This window comes from Anoxybacillus sp. B2M1 (assembly GCF_001634265.1).
GTDB classification, from domain to species: Bacteria; Bacillota; Bacilli; order Bacillales; family Anoxybacillaceae; genus Anoxybacteroides; species Anoxybacteroides rupiense.
In genome coordinates this window covers 794,639-814,869 of record NZ_CP015435.1, presented here as the reverse complement: position 1 = coordinate 814,869, position 20,231 = coordinate 794,639, and the positions used below count along the sequence as shown (strand labels likewise).

At 43.1% G+C, this 20,231-nt stretch carries 19 protein-coding genes; 16 read left to right on the top strand and 3 right to left on the bottom strand.

Features of this window, described 5'->3' with window-relative positions; genetic code table 11:
- Positions 1-28: 28 nt before the first annotated feature.
- From GFC28_RS03935 to GFC28_RS03890, 10 genes are all read left to right on the top strand, one after another.
- Positions 29-397 carry a PilZ domain-containing protein gene (locus GFC28_RS03935; RefSeq protein ID WP_044742143.1) on the top strand — a complete coding sequence of 123 codons (369 nt, stop codon included), beginning with the start codon at positions 29-31 and terminating at the stop codon, positions 395-397.
- A gap of 337 nt (positions 398-734) precedes the next feature.
- Positions 735-1,235 (top strand): PTS sugar transporter subunit IIA, encoded by a 501-nt coding sequence (locus tag GFC28_RS03930; protein WP_044742142.1) that lies wholly within the window; start codon positions 735-737, stop codon positions 1,233-1,235.
- A gap of 528 nt (positions 1,236-1,763) precedes the next feature.
- Positions 1,764-2,249 carry a PTS sugar transporter subunit IIA gene (locus tag GFC28_RS03925; protein ID WP_044742141.1) on the top strand — a complete coding sequence of 162 codons (486 nt, stop codon included), beginning with the start codon at positions 1,764-1,766 and terminating at the stop codon, positions 2,247-2,249.
- Between the two features lie 34 nt (positions 2,250-2,283).
- Positions 2,284-3,699: a PTS system trehalose-specific EIIBC component gene (gene treP / locus GFC28_RS03920; RefSeq protein ID WP_044742140.1), complete on the top strand. Its 1,416-nt coding sequence runs from the start codon at positions 2,284-2,286 to the stop codon at positions 3,697-3,699.
- A 117-nt stretch (positions 3,700-3,816) separates the two neighbouring features.
- Positions 3,817-5,502 (top strand): alpha,alpha-phosphotrehalase, encoded by a 1,686-nt coding sequence (treC, locus tag GFC28_RS03915; protein ID WP_044742139.1) that lies wholly within the window; start codon positions 3,817-3,819, stop codon positions 5,500-5,502.
- Between the two features lie 23 nt (positions 5,503-5,525).
- The gene (gene treR, locus GFC28_RS03910) at positions 5,526-6,260 is read left to right on the top strand and encodes a trehalose operon repressor (RefSeq protein WP_044742150.1); all 735 of its coding nucleotides are present in this window, start codon (positions 5,526-5,528) and stop codon (positions 6,258-6,260) included.
- Between the two features lie 123 nt (positions 6,261-6,383).
- Entirely contained in the window at positions 6,384-7,793 is a 1,410-nt protein-coding gene (locus tag GFC28_RS03905) for a Na+/H+ antiporter NhaC family protein (protein ID WP_044742149.1), read from the top strand.
- Positions 7,794-8,070: 277 nt separating this feature from the next.
- Complete coding sequence (locus GFC28_RS03900; protein ID WP_044742138.1) at positions 8,071-8,502, top strand: acyl-CoA thioesterase; 432 nt, start codon at positions 8,071-8,073, stop codon at positions 8,500-8,502.
- Positions 8,503-8,597: 95 nt separating this feature from the next.
- Complete coding sequence (locus GFC28_RS03895; RefSeq protein ID WP_044742137.1) at positions 8,598-10,097, top strand: aminotransferase class V-fold PLP-dependent enzyme; 1,500 nt, start codon at positions 8,598-8,600, stop codon at positions 10,095-10,097.
- A gap of 139 nt (positions 10,098-10,236) precedes the next feature.
- Complete coding sequence (locus GFC28_RS03890) at positions 10,237-11,400, top strand: acyl-CoA dehydrogenase family protein (protein ID WP_044742136.1); 1,164 nt, start codon at positions 10,237-10,239, stop codon at positions 11,398-11,400.
- A gap of 162 nt (positions 11,401-11,562) precedes the next feature.
- On the opposite strand, the gene speE is transcribed toward GFC28_RS03890, so the two are convergent.
- The 3 genes from speE to GFC28_RS03880 all read right to left on the bottom strand — a co-directional run bounded on the left by speE (position 11,563) and on the right by GFC28_RS03880 (position 13,332).
- On the bottom strand, positions 11,563-12,429 hold the full coding sequence (speE, locus tag GFC28_RS03885; RefSeq protein ID WP_044742135.1) for a polyamine aminopropyltransferase: 867 nt from the start codon (positions 12,427-12,429) through the stop codon (positions 11,563-11,565).
- Positions 12,430-12,525: 96 nt separating this feature from the next.
- Entirely contained in the window at positions 12,526-12,675 is a 150-nt protein-coding gene (locus GFC28_RS19190; RefSeq protein WP_156487508.1) for a hypothetical protein, read from the bottom strand.
- Positions 12,676-12,891: 216 nt separating this feature from the next.
- Positions 12,892-13,332 (bottom strand): Rrf2 family transcriptional regulator, encoded by a 441-nt coding sequence (locus GFC28_RS03880; RefSeq protein ID WP_044742134.1) that lies wholly within the window; start codon positions 13,330-13,332, stop codon positions 12,892-12,894.
- 175 nt (positions 13,333-13,507) lie between these two features.
- On the opposite strand from GFC28_RS03880, the gene hmpA reads away from it, so the two are divergent.
- The 6 genes from hmpA to GFC28_RS03850 all read left to right on the top strand — a co-directional run bounded on the left by hmpA (position 13,508) and on the right by GFC28_RS03850 (position 20,230).
- Positions 13,508-14,746, top strand: coding sequence for an NO-inducible flavohemoprotein (hmpA, locus tag GFC28_RS03875; RefSeq protein ID WP_044742133.1), 1,239 nt, complete (start codon positions 13,508-13,510; stop codon positions 14,744-14,746).
- A 77-nt stretch (positions 14,747-14,823) separates the two neighbouring features.
- Positions 14,824-15,774 (top strand): peptide-methionine (S)-S-oxide reductase MsrA, encoded by a 951-nt coding sequence (msrA, locus tag GFC28_RS03870; protein WP_044742132.1) that lies wholly within the window; start codon positions 14,824-14,826, stop codon positions 15,772-15,774.
- A 67-nt stretch (positions 15,775-15,841) separates the two neighbouring features.
- On the top strand, positions 15,842-16,744 hold the full coding sequence (gene purU, locus GFC28_RS03865) for a formyltetrahydrofolate deformylase (RefSeq protein WP_044742131.1): 903 nt from the start codon (positions 15,842-15,844) through the stop codon (positions 16,742-16,744).
- Positions 16,745-16,905: 161 nt separating this feature from the next.
- A complete protein-coding gene (locus GFC28_RS03860) occupies positions 16,906-17,280 on the top strand; it encodes a replication termination protein (RefSeq protein WP_044742130.1) in 375 nt (124 codons plus the stop codon).
- A gap of 138 nt (positions 17,281-17,418) precedes the next feature.
- Positions 17,419-18,297 (top strand): ATP-binding protein, encoded by an 879-nt coding sequence (locus GFC28_RS03855; RefSeq protein WP_082063521.1) that lies wholly within the window; start codon positions 17,419-17,421, stop codon positions 18,295-18,297.
- A 10-nt stretch (positions 18,298-18,307) separates the two neighbouring features.
- Entirely contained in the window at positions 18,308-20,230 is a 1,923-nt protein-coding gene (locus tag GFC28_RS03850; RefSeq protein WP_044742128.1) for a vWA domain-containing protein, read from the top strand.
- Position 20,231: the final 1 nt, after the last annotated feature.

Sequence of the window (20,231 nt, the reverse complement as noted above, 5' to 3'; positions counted from 1 at the left end):
CGAAGGATGAGCGGGAGGGAGAACGACGATGCGATTTAAGCGAAACGAAGCCTTTCGCTATCAATTCGGACAGCCGCTTTTGGGCACATTCCGCATCGCTTATATTGATGGAAAAGAGATGGACAGCGAAAAAGGAGCTGTTGAAATTTACGATATCAGTCCAAAGGGGATGAAGATCCGCACGGTATTTGACATTCCTCCGCGCCCGCGGGATGTCTGTATTCAAGTGACATTTATGCTTAACGATGTCGAATTCAATTTATTAGGAATCATCGTGTGGCAAAAGAGGGACTTTAGAGGTTACTTTTATGGATTGCAGCTGCACCTGTCACATGAACAGGAAGAAATCATGATTCGCGAACTTAAGCGATATGTGACACTTCGCCAGAGCGATTAGCAATCAATAGGCGTGTGCCCCCCATCCTCATGTTAGGAGGGGGGATTTTAATGTCAAGGATAAGGCAGACTGTCCAACTTTTTGGCGAAAATAAAAAATAGAAAGGCTCTTAGAAAGCCCGCGAGACATCGTGCCGCAACATGAGCCAATCGCTTTATTAGTGTGTACACGGCTTTATCATCATCAACAGCAAGTCTTTTTGTGGCTTGCTTTTTTTGTTTTTTCGTTCCGAATAAAAATAGGATTGACTACCTTGTATATACAGGTTAAAATGATGCCTAAAGAAAGTGCATGTATATACATGTTCATTTTTATATGAATGAAAGGGTGAACCATAATGATACCTTGGCAAGAGGAAGAGATTATTTTCGCACCATTGAATGGTCGGATTATACCGCTGGAAGAGGTACCGAATCCCACGTTTTCGCATAAATTTTTAGGAGACGGCATCGCGATTATGCCAAACGATGGACAAGTCGTTGCTCCAGTGGATGGCAGAGTGGCTAATATTTTTCGTTCCAAACATGCCATTGGAATTTTATCGAACAAAGGAGTAGAGATTTTGATTCATGTAGGGCTGGAGACGGTGCTGTTGAACGGAGAAGGCTTCACCGTCCATGTTAAAAGGGGAGAAATGGTGAAAAGAGGGGATTTGCTGCTGTCATTTCATTTAAAAACGATCAAAAAAAGAGCGGCTAGCCTTCTAACGCCAGTTATTATCACCAATCATGAGCAGGCAGAGATTACGAAAATTGCTTCACGGCCAACATGCGTCGCAGGACAAAGCGCGCTGCTGCGGGTAATGGTCACAAGAACATGCCTGTTTCGTGTGAAATAAATCAGGAGGGATTTTTATCGTCTGTTCAGTCTGAATATTTGCACTTTTGTAAAAAATATATGGATGTAGGTTGAGTTTCTTGGATCCCCCTCACTAAATCGCTCTATTCTATCGATTTTGTTATTCGAACGATGTGAGAATGAGAGAGTACATAAACGTCTCTTTAAAGATGAAACGAATGATCTCTGGATATGGGCGGTTGGAAAAGGTTCAATGATTTGCTTTTTTATCATGTATGCATGATAAAGACTTGAATCATATTCTTTTTTCTGCTCCTGTAAGGGCTTTAAGAAGAAGCGATTGGTTATTCAACCGTCCGGCCGCCGAAAATGAATCCGGACTTGATGTCTATAAGCACCTTTATCTTAAAAAATACTCTATGCCTTGCGCAGATGAATCATATCGTGAAAAGAGAATGAACATGATGATATACAGACGATTTTTTTATTGACGAACCTGTATATACAGGTTAAAATAAAAACATCTTGTATATACAAGTTTTGAAAGCGGTTAAAAGGAGAGTTCATGATGTTAAAAAAATGGTTTCGCAAAAAAGAAGAAACGCTCGTAGCGCCTTTAACTGGAAAAATAGTCGAGATCGAACAAGTTCCTGACCCAACGTTTTCCCAAAAGCTTATGGGGGATGGAGTAGCGATTGATCCTGCAGAGGGGATTGTCGTTTCGCCGGTCAATGGGGAAGTGATTCAATTTTTCCATACAAAGCATGCGATTGGCATTCGCTCAGATGCAGGGTTGGAGCTATTAATCCACGTTGGCTTAGACACCGTCATGATGAATGGTGAAGGGTTTGTTGGACATGTGAAAGTCGGCGACAAAGTCAAGGCAGGCGACCGCTTATTGACGTTTGACCTGGAGTTGGTTAAGGAAAAGGCGGCAAGCACGATCACACCGATTGTCATTACCAATATGGATGCTATTCAATCACTTGAAAAGAAGCCGCTTGAAAACGTGCAGGCAGGAACGGATTGGTTACTATTTGTCGTAGCAAAGTAGCACTTATTTTGTAAACGGTTACGGAGGGATCATCATGAGCATCAGCAAACAATCAGTCGAAAAGATTGTAGAGTCTGTTGGAGGAAAAGAGAATATTGTGGCGGCAACACATTGTGTCACCCGCTTAAGATTTGCATTAAAGGATGAGAGCAAAGTAGATAAAGAGACTTTAGAAAGTATTGATCTCGTCAAAGGTTCCTTTTCGGCAAACGGCCAGTTTCAAGTCGTAATTGGACAAGGGCTTGTTGATAAAGTGTACAACGAAATGGTGGAGTTGACGGGTATTGGCCGCGCGACAAAGCAAGAGATTAAAGATGCAGCGGAAGCGAAGCTAAACCCGTTTCAGCGCGCGATTAAAACATTAGCGGATATCTTTATTCCGATTTTGCCGGCGATTGTAACAGCGGGTTTATTGATGGGGATTAATAACATTCTAACAGGCCAAGGGATTTTTTACGAAAATAAATCGTTTGTGGAAGTGCATAAAGAGTGGGCCGATTTTGCTAGCATCATTAACTTAATTGCCAACACGGCGTTCGTCTTTCTGCCAGGTTTAATCGGCTGGTCAGCGGTAACGAAATTTGGCGGCAGTCCATTGCTTGGTATTGTGCTTGGCTTAATGCTCGTTCATCCAGATTTGTTAAACGCATGGGGATGGGGAGCAGCGAAAGAAGAAGGGAAAATTCCTGTATGGAATCTGTTTGGATTGGATGTTCAAAAAGTAGGATACCAGGGGCAAGTATTGCCTGTGTTAGTGGCATCATACGTGCTGGCAAAAACAGAACTGTTTTTGCGCAAACGAATTCCTGATGCGTTTCAATTGCTGCTAGTTGCCCCGCTTTCGTTGCTTTTTACCGGCTTTTTAGCGTTTATCGCGATCGGGCCGATTACATTTGCCATCGGCAACGGAATTACGAGTGTATTTGTTTCCGTGTTTCATAATGTTCCCGCGATTGGCGGGCTTCTATATGGAGCGTTATATGCCCCTCTTGTGGTCACGGGGATGCATCATACGTTCTTGCCGGTTGATTTGCAGCTGATCACCAACACGGGCGGAACATTTTTATGGCCGATTCTTGCTCTTTCGAATATCGCTCAAGGTTCAGCAGCGTTAGCGATGATGTTTTTAGCAAAAGATGAGAAACTGAAAGGGTTATCATTCACATCTGCTGTTTCAGCTTATTTAGGAATCACGGAACCGGCCATGTTTGGAGTGAATTTACGCTTCCGTTATCCATTTATTTCAGCGATGATTGGAGCCGCGGTTGGCGGAATGTTCATCACACTCAATAAAGTGATCGCAGCTTCCATCGGCGTGGGCGGTCTTCCTGGTTTCTTATCAATCGTTCCGCAAAAATGGGCGCCGTTTTTCATTGGAATGGCGATCGCGATTGTGCTGCCATTTGTTCTAACGTTTGTGTTGGGAAAAATTCGCAAAGACTATAATTAATAGAACTATGTTCTAAATAATCAATATGAATAACTAAAGATTCATACCATTGGTGAATGACCGCCAATGGTATCGTTTTTCCCGATAGTCGCAAAATTATAAACGAGGTGATATTCATTGAAGCAACCATGGTGGAAAAAAGCCGTTGTTTATCAAATTTATCCGAAGAGCTTTAAAGATACGACGGGAAATGGAATAGGAGATTTGCAAGGGATTATCGAAAAATTAGACTATTTAAAGACATTAGGGATTGACGTCATTTGGCTGACGCCTATTTATGCTTCGCCACAGCGAGATAACGGCTATGATATTAGTGATTATTTTAGTGTCCATCAAGATTATGGAACAATGGAGGACTTCGAGCGTCTGCTTGCTGAAGCTCATCAACGCGGTATCAAAGTGATTATGGATATGGTCGTCAACCACACCTCAACCGATCATGAGTGGTTTCAGCAGGCGCGTTCGTCAAAAGAAAACCGCTACCGTCATTTTTATATTTGGAAGGATCCTAAACCAGACGGCAGCCCTCCAACAAACTGGACGTCCAAATTTGGCGGATCGGCTTGGGAGTATGATGAGAAAACGGGGCAATATTATCTGCACTTGTTTGACGTCACTCAGGCGGACTTGAATTGGGAAAATGAAGAACTGCGCAAAACGATTTATGAAATGATGCATTTTTGGTTTCAAAAGGGCGTCGACGGTTTTCGCTTGGATGTCATTAATTTGATTTCGAAAGATCAACGTTTTCTCGATGATGATGAATCCTTGCCGTTGGGGGACGGCCGCCGATTTTATACAGACGGTCCGCGCATTCATGAGTTTTTGCAGGAAATGAATCGGGAAGTGTTTGCAAAATATGATATTATGACGGTGGGGGAGATGTCATCGACCACCATTGATCATTGTATTCAATATACCAATCCAGCGCGAAACGAATTGAATATGACATTTAACTTTCACCATTTAAAGGTAGACTACCCAAATGGTGAGAAATGGGCGGCGGCTCCATTCGATTTTCTGGCTTTAAAACAAATTTTATCTACTTGGCAGGTGGAAATGAATAAAGGAGGAGGATGGAATGCCCTCTTCTGGTGTAATCATGACCAGCCGAGAATCGTGTCGCGCTATGGTGATGATCAAGTCTATCATAAAGAATCAGCGAAGATGCTGGCGACCGTTATTCATATGATGCAAGGAACACCTTACATCTATCAAGGGGAAGAAATCGGCATGACCAACCCGAAGTTCGAGCGAATTGAAGAATACCGCGATGTGGAAACCTTAAATATGTATAAAATTTTACTGGAGCAAGGAAAAACAGAAGCAGAAGTACTTGAAATTTTAAAATGCAAATCGCGGGATAATTCACGGACACCGATGCAATGGGACGATAGTCCGCATGCGGGATTTACAACTGGAACTCCTTGGATTTCTGTCGCACCGAATTTTAAAGAAATTAATGTAAAAAATGCATTAGAGGATCCGACATCGATTTTCTATCATTACAAGCGTTTGATTGAATTGCGAAAAAACTATGAGATTATTACAACAGGAAACTATCAGTTATTGCTAGAGGATCATCCGCGAATTTTTGCTTATGCGCGCAATGGAAATGGCGAAAAGCTGCTGGTAGTAGCCAACTTTTTTGGCGGCCAAGCGACCTTTATTTTGCCAGACGAGTTGGATATAAGCGGATATACAAGCCGCATCTTGCTTTCCAACTATAATGACTCCTCTGAGCATGTACAAGAAATTATGTTGCGTCCATATGAGGCGATTGTGTATCATTTAACAAAATGATACAATACAATTCGGTGATGACCATGAAGGAAAATAAATTTTTAGCGATTTACAACGATCTTTTGCTTCAGATTCGCAAAGGCGCTTTTCAACCGAACGAAAAGCTGCCTTCTGAAAATGAACTGTCCCAGCAATATCGAACATCGCGCGAAACCATTCGCAAAGCGCTCAATCTTTTGTCAGAGCATGGCTATATTCAAAAAATAAAAGGAAAGGGGTCCATCGTATTAGATGTCGGGAAATATGACTTTCCTGTCTCTGGACTTGTCAGCTTTAAGGAATTGGCGCAAAAAATGAACAAGCCGGCAAGAACGATCGTACATGAACTGGAACTGATTGAGCCTGATGAATATATTAAACGGCAATTGGAAACCGAAAATAAGGAAAAAGTATGGAAAGTGATTCGTGCTCGGGAAATTGAAGGAGAGAAAATTATTTTAGACAAGGACTTTCTTTGCCAAAAATTTGTTCCAATATTGACTCGCGACATTTGTGAAAATTCAATTTATGAATATGTGGAAAACGAACTAAAGCTTCGCATTAGCTTTGCCAAAAAAGAAATGTTTGTTGACCGAGTGACAGCTGAGGATCAAAAATATTTGGATTTAAACGGCTATGAACATGTAGTCGTTGTGAAAAATTTTGTCTACTTAGAAGATGCGAGCTTATTTCAGTTTACTGAGTCGAGACATCGACTCGATAAATTTCGGTTTGTTGATTTTGCCCGGCGTACTCATCACCCGCACTTGCTTCCATAAGCACGTGCGGGTTTTTTTCGGTAATACAATTTAATAAAACTATGTGCTAAATAATCAATAAATGAAGTAATAGTTTAAAGCATTTATGGCTATCCTTCTAACATAAGGATGGTGAATATCAAATTGGAAGGAACATGGGTTTCATTATTGCCGTTTCTCATTGTCATCCCGCTTGCTATTTGGCTTCGAGAAATTCTGCCGGGACTCGTTGCCGGTTTGTTGATCGGAGCATTTTTTCTAGAACAACATTTCCTTTTAGCGATTGAGCAAGCCGTTCAGGCAACGCTGCAGGCCGCAACGGAAATGAGTCATATCCAAGTGCTTGCTTTTCTTTATTTATTTGGCGCCTTAGTCGGAATGATGCAGATTACCGGCGGAATGAAAGGATTTGTGCAATGGATCAGCAAAAAAATCCATTCTCGGCGCCGCTTGCTATGGTTTATTTGGCTTACCATTCCCTTTACGTTTTTTACACCGATGTTTCGTATCATGCTGATCGGTCCTGTTATGAAATCGTTGCTCGACAAGTTTCATATCGATAAACGAAAAATGGCGTATATGATTGATGTCTCGACGGAGCCTATCATTGTGTTGCTTCCAGCGGCAACGGCTTTTGTCGGTTTTATGACATCGGTTGTAGATGGGGCGCTCAAGCAAAACCAAATGGAAGAAAATGCGTTTTCTCTCTTTCTTGCAAGCTTGCCTTATAATTTTTTTGCCATTATTGCGCTATTGATCGGAGTGGTGACTACTTTTAAAAATATCGGCATCGGCCAAGAAGAAAAGGAAAAAGGAGACGAACAGAATTATTTCCATCGTCTCGGTCTGAAAAAAGAGCTCGCTTTAGTAGTGGGAGAGCCGCTGCACTTATTTTTTCCGCTTCTCCTTGTCCTTTCCTTCACGCTTTTTTTCTTTTGGTATGATGGCACAAAGCGGGGAGCTGACAACCTGATCGCCGCCTTTACTGCAGCGGACGCAACATTTGTGATGGTGGTGTCACTATTTGTGACCATTATTGTGACCATGTTATTTTATTTATTCCGCCGCCAAAAGCTGGATGAATTAATTTATCATCTTTTTGACGGGGGAAATGAGTTAATGGCTCCGATCGGTATGCTTATTCTTGTATGGGCCCTGTCTGCTACGGCGGAGCAGTTGGGCTTTTCGCACTATATTGCTTCCACTTTTGGCGGAATGCTGCCAAAAGAAATGGTTCCGGCGATGATGTTCGCGCTTGGTTCGTTTATTTCTTATTTTATCGGCACATCTTGGGGAACATGGGGCCTGTTTATGCCGCTCGGTGTCACACTGGCCGCAGCGACGGGCGCTTCACTTCCGATGACCGTAGGTGCTGTATTTGCTAGCGGCACATTCGGCGCTTTTGCTTCACCGCTGGGCGATACAACGATAACAACTTCTTCCATTATGGATTTGGATTTAATGGAATATGCCAAATATAAATTAAAAATTTCGCTTGTGTGTGGTGTTCTTTCATTACTCAGCTATTTGGCCGCCGCTTGGCTTTTGCCCTGATTAGCAGAATCAATCGCTCCATAAATAGATAGGAAAAGACGATTTTATTTTATAAAAATGCTTTCTGTTTACTGATCTATTGTTCAAAAATGAAAACACAAGATCCATTCCCTTATGCTTCGGGGAATATAAAAGCTATCAGCTTATCCCTATATTCTTAAACTATGTTCTAAATAATCAAAAAATATTTTCAAACAATAATTGCCAAAGACAAAAATTTCCGCTATGATGAAGGAAAGCATATGGATAAGCCTTTATAGGGGAAAGGGGGAGAAAAATGGCTACGCATATTACTCATATCACCGTTCGTTTTGGAGAAACAGATGCGCTTGGCCATGTTAACAATACGAATTATTTTGTATATTTAGAGGAGGCGAGAATTCGCTTATTTGAGCAGCTCGGCTTTGGCTCTGCCGATCCTCATGAATGGAAGTTTATCGTCGCCTCTGCTAAATGCGATTTTATCAACCAAGCATATTTTGGCCAAACGCTCAAGGTGGAAACGAATGTATCCAAAATCGGAAATAAAAGTTTTACGCTTGTTCATCGCATTGTAGACGCGAACAATCAAACATTAATTGCGCTTGGAGAGGTAGTCGGTGTTTATTTTAATTTTGCGACGCAAAAAAGTGAGCCAATTCCAGAGGATTTGCGCAGCCGACTCGAGAAATATAGCGTGTCTGACATCGAAAACCACTTGAAATCATAACAAGCTGCCTAATTATTAGGCAGCTTGTTTTTATGAACCCCTTTTTCTGTTTATACATACTGTATCATAAACATAATGGAAGGGGGAGTATGCTTATGGAAATTAAGGCAGTGATCGGCAGTCAACGGTTTACTTCCCACGGAGAATTAGAAACTTACTTTCAGCCATTTCGTCAAGCGACGATCGGAGCGGAGTTTTCCTTTACCACTCCATTTGGTCAGCAGAGAATGATTTATGCCGATTGGACAGCAAGCGGCCGCTTATATGCGCCAATCGAACGTAAAATCATGGAGGAAATAGGCCCATATGTCGCCAATACCCACACAGAGTCGAATATTACAGGCACTAAAATGACCTTAGCATACCAGTACGCAAAAGATGTGATGAAAAGACATGTCAATGCGGGTCCCCATGATGTCCTTTTATTAGAAGGAGCAGGAACGACAAGCGCCGTGAACAAGCTTCAGCGCCTTCTCGGCTTGCGTATACCGGAGCGGTTTCGTCCCTATATCGAACTCCCCAAAAGTAAAGTACCTGTTATTTTTGTTACCCATATGGAGCATCACTCCAATTTGTTGTCGTGGATGGAGACAATTGGCGAAGTCATCACGATTCGCCCGACCGCCACAGGAGAGGTAGATGTCCATCATTTGCAAGCGCTATTACACCAATATAAGGACCGTTCTTTAAAAATTGGCGCTTTCACTGCATGCTCCAATGTGACCGGGCTGCAAACCCCTTATTACACCCTTGCCAAAATGATGCATGAGCATGGCGGGCTTTGCTTTGTTGATTTTGCCGCTTCAGCTCCATATGTCTCGATCAATATGCATCCCGATGATCCGCTGCAAAAATTAGACGCCATTTACTTTTCGCCCCATAAGTTTTTAGGCGGGCCCGGAAGCGCGGGGATATTAGTTTTTGATGGGCGCTTATATCAAAATCGCATTCCAGATCATCCGGGAGGAGGAACGGTGCTATGGACGAATCCATGGGGAGAATATCAATATGTGACAAATATTGAAGAGCGGGAGGATGGAGGCACCCCGCCGTTTTTGCAAGCGATTCGAGCGGCGCTAGCCATCAAATTGAAGGAAAAAATGGGGATAGAGGCAATCAGAAAAAGAGAACAGGAGTTAATAAGACTGCTTTTGCCTTCATTAAAAACCATTCCTAGCGTGCATGTGCTGGAAGGAGAGCGGGAGGATCGGCTCGGGATCATTTCCTTTATTATCGAAGACTTGCATTATAATTTAGTTGTTAAACTTCTTAATGATTATTTCGGCATCCAAGCACGTGGAGGATGTTCATGTGCTGGGCCGTATGGCCATTATTTGCTTGGGATCGATCAAAAACAATCTGCAAGCATGGTCAAAAGCATGGGGGAGGGAAACTTGTTAGCCAAACCAGGATGGGTGCGCATCTCCTTGCATCCCATTATGACGAATCATGATATGTATCAAATCATTCGTGCGATTCGCTACATTGTACAGCATAAGGAAAGCTTGAAAACGGCATATGAATATGATGAAGCAAAAAATGAATTTTATCATCGTGAAGACGATCGTCATGTCCGCCATCTTTTTACTTTTTAGATGGATCGATTCTACAAACTTGAAGCTGGAATGAATAGAACTCTAGGCACATATTAATGGCATATGGTTTCCATTCCGATCGGAGAACAGGTACAATAAAACATAGAAACCTATATTTATTGAAGAAGGAGAAACCGAGATGAATCATCTATACCATTTATTTCTCCGCACCGAACGGGAACAAATGCTGTACGAACGGGCGCGGCAGCTATCCGAGCAGTTTCGGACGCGCGCAGCTTGGCATGATGAGCAGGCGGCGTTTCCCTTTGATAATTTTGCTGAGTTAAAAGAAGCTGGATTGCTTGCACTGACGGTACCGGAAAAATATGGCGGAGAAGGTAGTTCATTATACGAGTTTTTACTAGTACAAGAAATGCTGGCCCAAGGCGATGGGGCTACAGCATTGTCGCTTGGCTGGCACTTAGGCATTGTCATGAGTTTAGCTGAAGAAGATAGGTGGCCGCCATCGATCTTTGCTCGACTTTGTCAGGAAATTGTTGAAAAAAAGGTGTTGCTGAACAGTGCCCACTCAGAAGCGGCAACAGGAAGTCCGGCACGTGGCGGAAAACCGGAGACAACGGCTGAAAGACGAAAAGACGGCTGGCGGATTTCGGGACGGAAGACATTTACATCGCTGGCTCCTGCGCTCGATTATTTTATTGTCTCAGCCACCATCAAAGAGACGGGGGAAGTCGGTCATTTTCTCATTCCTAAGACGGCGTGTGGGCTTAAAATCGAAGAAACATGGAACACCCTTGGAATGCGGGGGACCAGAAGCGACGACTTAATTTTAGATCGTGTCGAGGTTGAAGAAGAAGCGCTTGTCGAGATTCTTCGTACACCGAAAACAAAAGCGAAAGCGCAAGGCTGGCTACTTCATATCCCGGCATGCTATTTAGGAATTGCGATAGCAGCTCGCAACGACGCCGTTGATTTTGCAAAAGCATACAAGCCTAATAGCCTTCCTCATCCGATTGCTGAAGTGCCGGAAGTGCAGCGGAAAATCGCTGAAATCGACCTTGAACTAATGACAGCGCGTCATTTTATGTATGCGGTCGCTGATAGGTGGGATCGCGATCCGGCCAAACGACCGGAGATGAAAGAGGAGCTGGCGGCTGTGAAATATGTGGCTACGAATGCGGCCGTTCGTATAGTCGATTGGTCGATGCGCATTGTCGGCGCTCAAAGCTTATTTGCAACGAATTCCTTACAGCGTTATTACCGCGATGTCCGTGCCGGCCTGCATAACCCGCCGGCTGATGATATCACCCTTTCCATGCTGGCAACACGTGCGCTGAAATAACGTTCGTAGGAAAAAGAAGAGAAATAGAAAAAACATGCTTGCTGCGGTACGGACACAGCAGAAAAACTAGCTTGCTACTAGTCAGAGAATAGTATATAAAGACCGAGGTAACAAAACAAAAGCCGCCTTCCTAAAATAGTAGGAAGGCGGCTTCTATTAAAATTAAAGTGCTTTTCGCATAAACTCAGGAAGCTGAAAGCATTGCTTTAGCACCGCTTCGTTTACATATTTTGTATCAGTTGGCACCGCGGCGCTTTCCGGAAGTGAAAGCGGAATGTTAGAGCCGATCGTAAAGCTCCATAGTCCGCCTGGATAGGTTGGCACTGTCGCTGTATACACAGCAGCGTGCGGAAATAACTGACGAATATTGGTGTGTGTTTGTTTTAAGATGTCTAAGTGGAAAATAGGTGATTGGCTTTGACAAACCATCAGCCCATCGTCTTTAAGAGCTTGACGGATGCTAGCGTAGAAATCGCGGGAAAATAGCGCCTCAGCCGGTCCTACTGGATCAGATGAATCAACGATAATGACATCATATTCTTTCGTGCGCTCTTTGACAAACGCAACTCCGTCCGTATAAATAAAGCGGACGCGCGGATCAGAAAGGTTTCCGGAAACAGCTGGCAGATGCTCCTTGCAGGACTGCACGACGACTTCATCAATTTCTACCATATCAATTTGCTCAAGCTGCTGATATTTGGCCGCTTCTTTTGCAGCGCCGCAGTCGCCGCCGCCGATAATCAGTACTTTTTTAGCAGCTGGATGAAGCTGTAGCGGAATATGGGAAATCATTTCATTGTAAATATGTCCGTCAATCGATGTCGTTTGTACAACACCATCAAGCACAAGCATTCGCCCAAAATCGTATGAGTCCAAAATCATGACGTGCTGAAAAGCCGATTGCTGAGAAAAAATCACTTCTTTTATGCGATAGCTGATTTTTAAATTTTCACGATCATCCTCCGTAAGCCACAGCTCTCCATTTTCAACTTTTAAATAAGGCGGTAGTGAATCGTGTAGATGTTTCATTGCAACCTCCTTCAAGCATATTCCGTTTTTTTCACACCTTTCTAATAGTAATACATTTTGCCTCATGTGACAAATATCAAAACATGAAATAAAGAGCTACTGTCCATGATCAGAGGAGTGCATGCCGCCTCCTGTCGAATCTGTTGATTGGTTTTGTTTCTGCTGCTTTTCTTGATCGCCGCTGCAGCTTGTAAGCATCGTTGCTGCAAGCAGTGTGATTAGCCGTAGAGTCCCTTTTTTGTTCATCGTTCTCCTCCTTTTTTTCGATCCTCTATTTTGTGTATGAGGCACGTATTTTTCGTAGTATGCCGTAAATGCAACAAAAATATCAAAAGCCGTCTGTACATAAGGACAGAACGGCTTATATGAATCGAGAGGGAAAATGAATTCAATGGAAGCGAAACTGGTTTTTGGTGCGGAAACATGCGAGAAGAGATGAAAGGCTAAGCTTTATGATTTGCATTACGGAAGCCGATGAAATATTTGATGGAGCTGTTGCTTATTGGCAAGGAGATCGGCTAATGTATAAGAATCCAGTACATGCAAAAACGCTTCTAATGCTTCGTGAAGAACGTGCTTTAGTTGGCAAGCAGGAGTAATGACACAATGATTGCCATGAGCCGCAAAACACTCGACGAGTGATAAATTATCCTCCGTTTGGCGAACAACCGCACCTAGCCGAATCTCCTCCGGTTTTTTGGCAAGGCGAATGCCTCCATTGCGCCCGCGAATGGTTTCAATCCATCCATACTTTCCTAATTCGTATACAATTTTGCTTAAATGATGTTCAGAGATCGCGTAGGCTTCGGAAATTTCTTTAATATTCGTTTTATCCCCGGGTTCAAGCGTTCCCAAAAACAGCAGAACGCGCAGGGCATATTCCGTATAGTTGGTTAATTGCATAAGATTTCACACACCTTTCGTATTGTCATTTTACCATACTTGCTTTCTTTTTTTGAATGAAAGAAGAATATGAACATTTTGTTAAAGATGTATTTGAAATATTGCTTTTATCTAAAATCCTATGGTTCAATAAAGATGTATATAAAATACATGTTTTTGCGGAGGGGAAAGAACGATGAATCAAACAGCTTCCTTACTAGATGAAAAAACAATCCGTATCATTCAATCAACCGTTCCAGTGTTGGAGAAATACGGAGAGCAAATTACGAAACGATTTTATCAGTTGATGTTCTCCAATCATCCAGAGCTATTAAACATCTTTAACCATGCTCATCAACAGCAAGGGCGTCAGCAAAAAGCGCTCGCTGCTTCTGTTTATGCGGCAGCCAAGCATATCGATCGCTTAGAAGCCATCTTGCCAGTTGTCAAGCAAATTGGCCATAAACATCGCAGCTTAGGAGTAAAAAAAGAGCATTATCCGATTGTTGGGAAACATTTATTGCTAGCAATTAAAGATGTGTTAGGAGATGCTGCGACGGATGAGATCATCGAGGCGTGGAAAGAGGCTTATGGAGTGATCGCCAATGTTTTCATTCAAGTGGAAGAGCAATTGTATGATGAAGCGGCGATGAAAGCAGGGGGATGGAAAGATTTTCGAAGATTCGTCGTACAAAAGAAAGTCAAAGAAAGCTCATTGATTACCTCTTTCTATCTTGCACCGGAAGACGGCGGGGGCATTAGCGATTTTTTGCCGGGACAATATGTGAGCGTGAAAGTCCATATTCCTGGAGAAGAGTATACACATATTCGCCAATACAGTTTGTCTGACGCCCCAGGAACAGGATATTACCGCATTAGTGTCAAGCGGGAAGCAGGAACGGATGCTCAGCCGGCTGGCATTGTGTCTCATTATTTGCATGATTCGGTGAAGGAAGGCGACGTGCTTGAGCTGAGCGCGCCAGCTGGCGATTTTACCCTTGATTTGACAAAAGAAACACCGGTTGTATTGATCAGCGGAGGTGTCGGCATGACCCCGCTATTGAGCATGGCGAATACATTAGTAGCGAAACAGCCACAGCGATGTGTAACGTTCATTCATGCTGCTGTCAATGGCCGTGTTCACGCGTTTGATGCTCACCTTGCACGCCTAGCGAAGGAACATCCATCGTTTTCATATGGAGTTTGCTATCAAACGCCTGAAAATCATGATCGCGAAAATCCTTACTTTGTGAAGGAAGGATTCGTTGATTTGACACTGATCCAATCCATGGTTCCAGATTCTCATGCCGACTTTTATGTATGCGGACCCGTCCCATTTATGAAAACCGTCTATCATGCACTGAAACAATGGGGCATAGCAGATGATAGGATTCACTACGAATTTTTCGGTCCAGCCGGCGATTTAACAAAATAGCGTGACGTTTAAGGCAGCTTCTTTGTTTAAGGAAGCTGCCTATTTTGGTATGATAAAAATAAAGGAGGATGGTCCACATGGAATATGAGCTTGCTACATTTGCTGGCGGCTGCTTTTGGTGCATGGTGTCTCCGTTTGAGGAGCAGCCGGGGATTATGAAGGTCGTATCTGGATACACAGGCGGTCATAAAGAAAATCCTACATATGAAGAAGTGTGTACGCATACGACAGGGCATTACGAAGCTGTCCAAATTACATTTGATCCTGCTATTTTCCCTTATCAAAAACTGCTGGATATTTATTGGCAGCAAATCGACCCAACGGATGCTGGCGGGCAATTTCACGATCGAGGGGAATCCTACCGTACGGCCATTTTTTATCATCATGAGCAACAGCGTCAATTAGCCGAGCAATCCAAACGGGAGCTGGAAGCGAGCGGCCGGTTTTCGAAACCGATTGTGACGCAAATTTTGCCTGCTTCTATATTTTATCCGGCGGAAGATTACCATCAAAACTATCATAAAAAAAATCCGCTTCGTTATAAGCTTTATCGGGTCGGTTCCGGCCGAGATGCGTTTTTGAAAAAGCATTGGCGTGATGAAAAAAGAGAGGAAATGCTAAGAAAAAAACTGACGCCGCTTCAGTTCGAGGTGACACAGCGCAACGCGACAGAGCCTCCGTTTGATAATCCTTACTGGAATAACCAACGCGAAGGGATTTACGTCGATATCGTATCGGGAGAGCCGTTATTTAGCACGCTCGACCAATTTGATTCAGGTTGCGGGTGGCCAAGTTTTACGCAACCGCTTCGTCCGGAAAATATCCAAACGGAGCTAGATGTAAGCCACGGCATGATTCGGACCGAAGTGCGCAGCCGCGGAGCCGATTCGCATTTGGGGCATGTGTTTAATGACGGACCGGCGCCAACTGGACTGCGCTATTGCATCAACTCAGCAGCACTGCGGTTTATTCCAAAAGAGGATTTGGAAAAAGAGGGCTATGGCGAATATGTATCGTTATTTCAGTAAAAACAGTTGGCATGCCAACTGTTTTTTTGTATGATGAGAAGAAATGAAAAAAGAGGGGGATTTTTTTATGCATATTTTTCGAGAACGTCGTTTGCAGACGTTTCTGCAAAACTATCAAAATCGTGCCCGTTTATTGATTTCTTGCCCAGATCAGCTTGGCATCGTAGCGGCGGTGACGAGCTTTTTATACGAGCAAGGAGCCAATATTGTCGAATCAAGCCAGTATTCGACCGATCCACAGGGAGGCACCTTTTTCTTGCGGATTGAATTTGACTGCCCGGATATGACGGCAAAGAAAGCAGAAATGGAAAAGGAATTTGCGAAAATTGCTGAGACATTTGAAATGAAGTGGCGTTTAAGTTTACATAACGATTTAAAAAAAATGGCCATTTTTGTTTCAAAAGAAGAGCATTGCTTGCTCGAGCTGTTATGGGAATGGGAGGCAGGAGAACTGCTGGCCGATATCGCTTTTGTGATAAGCAACCATGAACATATGCGCGAGAGCGTGGAAGCTCTCGGGATTCCTTACTATTACATACCCGTGACGAAGGAAGGAAAAAACGAAGCGGAAAGAAAGCAAATCGCGTTATTGAAGGAACATAAGGTAGATACGATTGTCCTTGCCCGTTATATGCAAATTTTAACACCAGCCTTTGTAGCGGAATTCCCGTTTCAAATTATTAACATCCATCATTCATTTTTACCGGCCTTTATTGGCGCCAGACCATATGAACAAGCTTACAGACGAGGAGTGAAACTGATCGGAGCCACTTCTCATTATGTTACGGATGACCTAGATGAAGGACCGATTATTGAACAAGATGTGGCGAGAGTGGATCATCGCTATCATCCAGAAGATTTAAAACGGGTTGGACGCATTATTGAAAAAACGGTCCTTGCCAGAGCCTTGAAATGGCATTTAGAAGACAGAGTCATCATCCATGAAAATAAAACCATTGTATTTTCTTGATATTGACCAATAACGGAATGTCCCCATGATCGAGGCGTTCCGTTTTATTTTATGTTAAAATAAACTATGTTCTAAATAAAAACATAAGAAAAAAGCAGGATTTCTATAAATAAAATGGAATGAATATAAATACAACCTGAAAAGCAAAAGGAGGAGGGCAAATGCGGGAAAAGCGGACGTCAAGCGGGTTTTTGCTGAAGCAGCGAGCCTTTTTAAAGCTGTACTTAATTACATTAACTGAGCAGGAACGCCTTTATGGCCTCAAAATATTAGATGTTCTGCGCCAAGAATTTAAACCGTATGGATATAAGCCGAACCACTCCGAAGTATATAAAGCGCTTCATGATTTAATTGAGGACGGAATTTTGAAGCAAATGAAACAAAAAAAAGAAGGAATGAAGTATCAAGAGGTAGTGTATTACCGTTTTGCTGATGGAGGATATGAGAAAGCAAAGCTATACAAGCGGCAATTAAAAGCCGAATTAGACCGCTGTGAGGCATTGATTCGCAAAGCCATTCAAGATAATTTTAGTTGAGAGGAGGACTTGTTCTCCTCCATATCACTGATTGTTTACATAATGTGTTTATGCGATACTTACGGTTTCTTTGCATCTAGGCTTGGCATTTAGTAGAATGATATGGTATGCATTTATAAAGAAAGGGCGACAGACACCATGAACGTTCTATCATTGCCTCCAATGATTGAGCAAATGATTCAAGAGCGAAACGAGCAGTTTGCTTGTGAGAAAGATGCGTATCTCATTGGAAAAGGCGGCTATACAGCCGAAAATGAAACGATTGTGTATGATGCGATCATTGCTTTGGCACTCGGGAAAAACGTGCTGCTAAAAGGTCCCACAGGGGCAGGAAAAACAAAACTTGCCGAGACGCTGTCCCACTTATTCGGACAGCCGATGCATAGTGTGAATTGTTCGGTGGACTTGGATGCAGAAGCGCTTCTTGGCTTTAAGACAATTAATGAACATAATGGAAAAACAGCGATCGAGTTTATCCCTGGTCCAGTGATCCAAGCGATGAACAAGGGGCATTTATTGTATATTGATGAAATTAATATGGCTAAACCAGAAACGCTTCCTATTTTAAACGGTGTGCTTGATTACCGAAAAATGATTACAAACCCGTTTACTGGAGAGGTAGTAAAGGCAGAAAAAACATTTGGCGTCATTGCGGCGATCAATGAGGGATATGTGGGAACGGTTCCGCTCAATGAAGCGTTGAAAAACCGTTTTGTTGTCATCGATGTTCCATATGTTCAAGGTGGTGCATTGAAAAATGTGTTACAGACACAGAGCCTTTTGAAAGACGAAGCTTTAATCCATCGTTTTGTTACTCTATCGTCTGATTTAATCGCTCAAGTAAGAAATGGACAAATTTCCGAAGAAGCCGCTTCGATCCGCGCTTTAATCGATGCGTGTGATTTAGCCGTCTATTTGCCGCCGCTCAGAGCCATTGAACGGGCCATTATCGATAAACTTGAGGACGAGCGTGAAAAGGCGGCTGTAAGAAACATCGCAGAAACTCTCTTTGAGTGAGGGTGTGAAAATGAAACGGTTCATTCAGTTTAACGATAAAAAAATCGATTCCTTTTTATTCATGCAGCTGTCTGATTTAGCGAAGACGCTGACAAAACAAAGTGAGTGGGAAGTTGAGTTCGGCTTTCAATCATATGTTGACTTCCCAGCTCGAAAGCTGTATGTGAGCTATTTTTGGGATAATCGGCCGGAAACAGAAAAGCTGCATGGCTTAAAAACGGATGTATGCCTTCGCGCCATCGGAACCCTTTATTATACCGATATCGACGCAGTGACAGCCTTTATCCAAAAAACCAATCGATTATCGATGCCCAGCTTTGCGAAGCAACTATTGATGCTAGCTGAAGACTTGCGGCTAGAGGAGCTTTGCAAAAAAGAGCGACCCGGCACGAAAAAGTGGTTTAATACTCGCCGAGATGTGTATCGCCGCTACTTTCAAAGCCAAGCGCAAGCCAACCTGACAAAGAGCGTCTATACGGATGCTCTTTTTGCAGTGCTGTACTTGCTTTTGACATCTGCATCCCCGCTTGAGGATGTACCGTTCATCCATGAACGCATCGATCCAATGATCCCATGGATTCGGCAGACGATCGGCCATTTGTTTGATGCTTCTTCCACGAAAGACATCGCTCGTATCGTTTTGTTGCTTACGGAAGCACTAGAGGATGTGTTGGAACATGATATGTTAAACACGTATTTTTATTTGCCGCAGCATGCGTATAATCAAGAAGAAGCACATATGACATTGGCAGATCTTAAACGAAGCAGCCGTTTAAACAACTGCGATGTGCTTGATAAGCAAAAAAGCGGGGATGAAGACATTCACGATCAAGAGCTGCCGACGTGGCACCGCGAAACGAGCGATATGACAAAAAGCTTTTTGCAGTTTGAATTGGAACAAGGATCTCGGACCCATTTGTTAGGAAAAGGCGGCCGGCCGGGAGAAGATGGTGACCAGGCGTTAGGAATGGTTCAAGGCTCTGCACAAAAAAGCAGCCGGAATGAGTACACAAGACCAATCAGCCTTGAGAGGAAGCAGGATGCCCGACAATCCGGCGGCGGTGAAGCTTATGGCAAAGAAAACCGGCATGCGGAAGCGATCTTTCTCACTCCGCATTCTCCTTCTGTCCAAGAACAGGCAGAATATGAGAAAAAGAAGCTTGAGATTATCGCTTATCAAAAAAAGTTGAAAAAAATGATAGAAAAAACGTTAGAGCATAAGCAAGCATTGCCACGAACCGATCTGCACTTTGGCCGCTTGCATAAAAAGCTTCTCCGGCTTTGGACAGATGAGCAGCCGCGCCTTTTTTATAAAAAGCGAACCCCTTCTCCGGAACTGGACGCGGTCTTTACCCTTTTAGTCGACTGTTCCGCCTCCATGTACGATAAGATGGAGGAAACGAAGCGGGGAATTATTTTATTTCATGAATCACTAAAATCCGTGCGGGTGTTCCACGAAGTTGTCGGCTTTTGGGAAGATTCCAACGAAGCGATGGAAACGAAGCAACCGAATTATTTCCAAACGGTGATCTCCTTTTCCGAATCGTTAAAGAAACAGACAGGACCAGAAATTCTTCAGCTTGAGCCTCAAGAGGATAATCGCGACGGTTTTGCCATCCGGCTTATGACAGAGCAGCTGCTGCGGCGTACGGAGAAACAAAAATTTTTATTAGTGTTTTCAGATGGAGAGCCGGCGGCATATCACTATGAACAAAACGGCATTATCGACACTCATGAAGCAGTGCTTGAGGCACGAAAAAGAGGAATTGAAGTGCTGAATGTATTTTTAGCAAATGGAGAAATTACGGAAGAACAGCAGCGAACGATCCAGAATATTTATGGAAAACATTGCATTATCGTCTCGAATGTTGAACAGCTGCCAGACATTCTGTTCCCTCTATTGAAAAAATTACTGCATAAAAGCTTGGTATAAA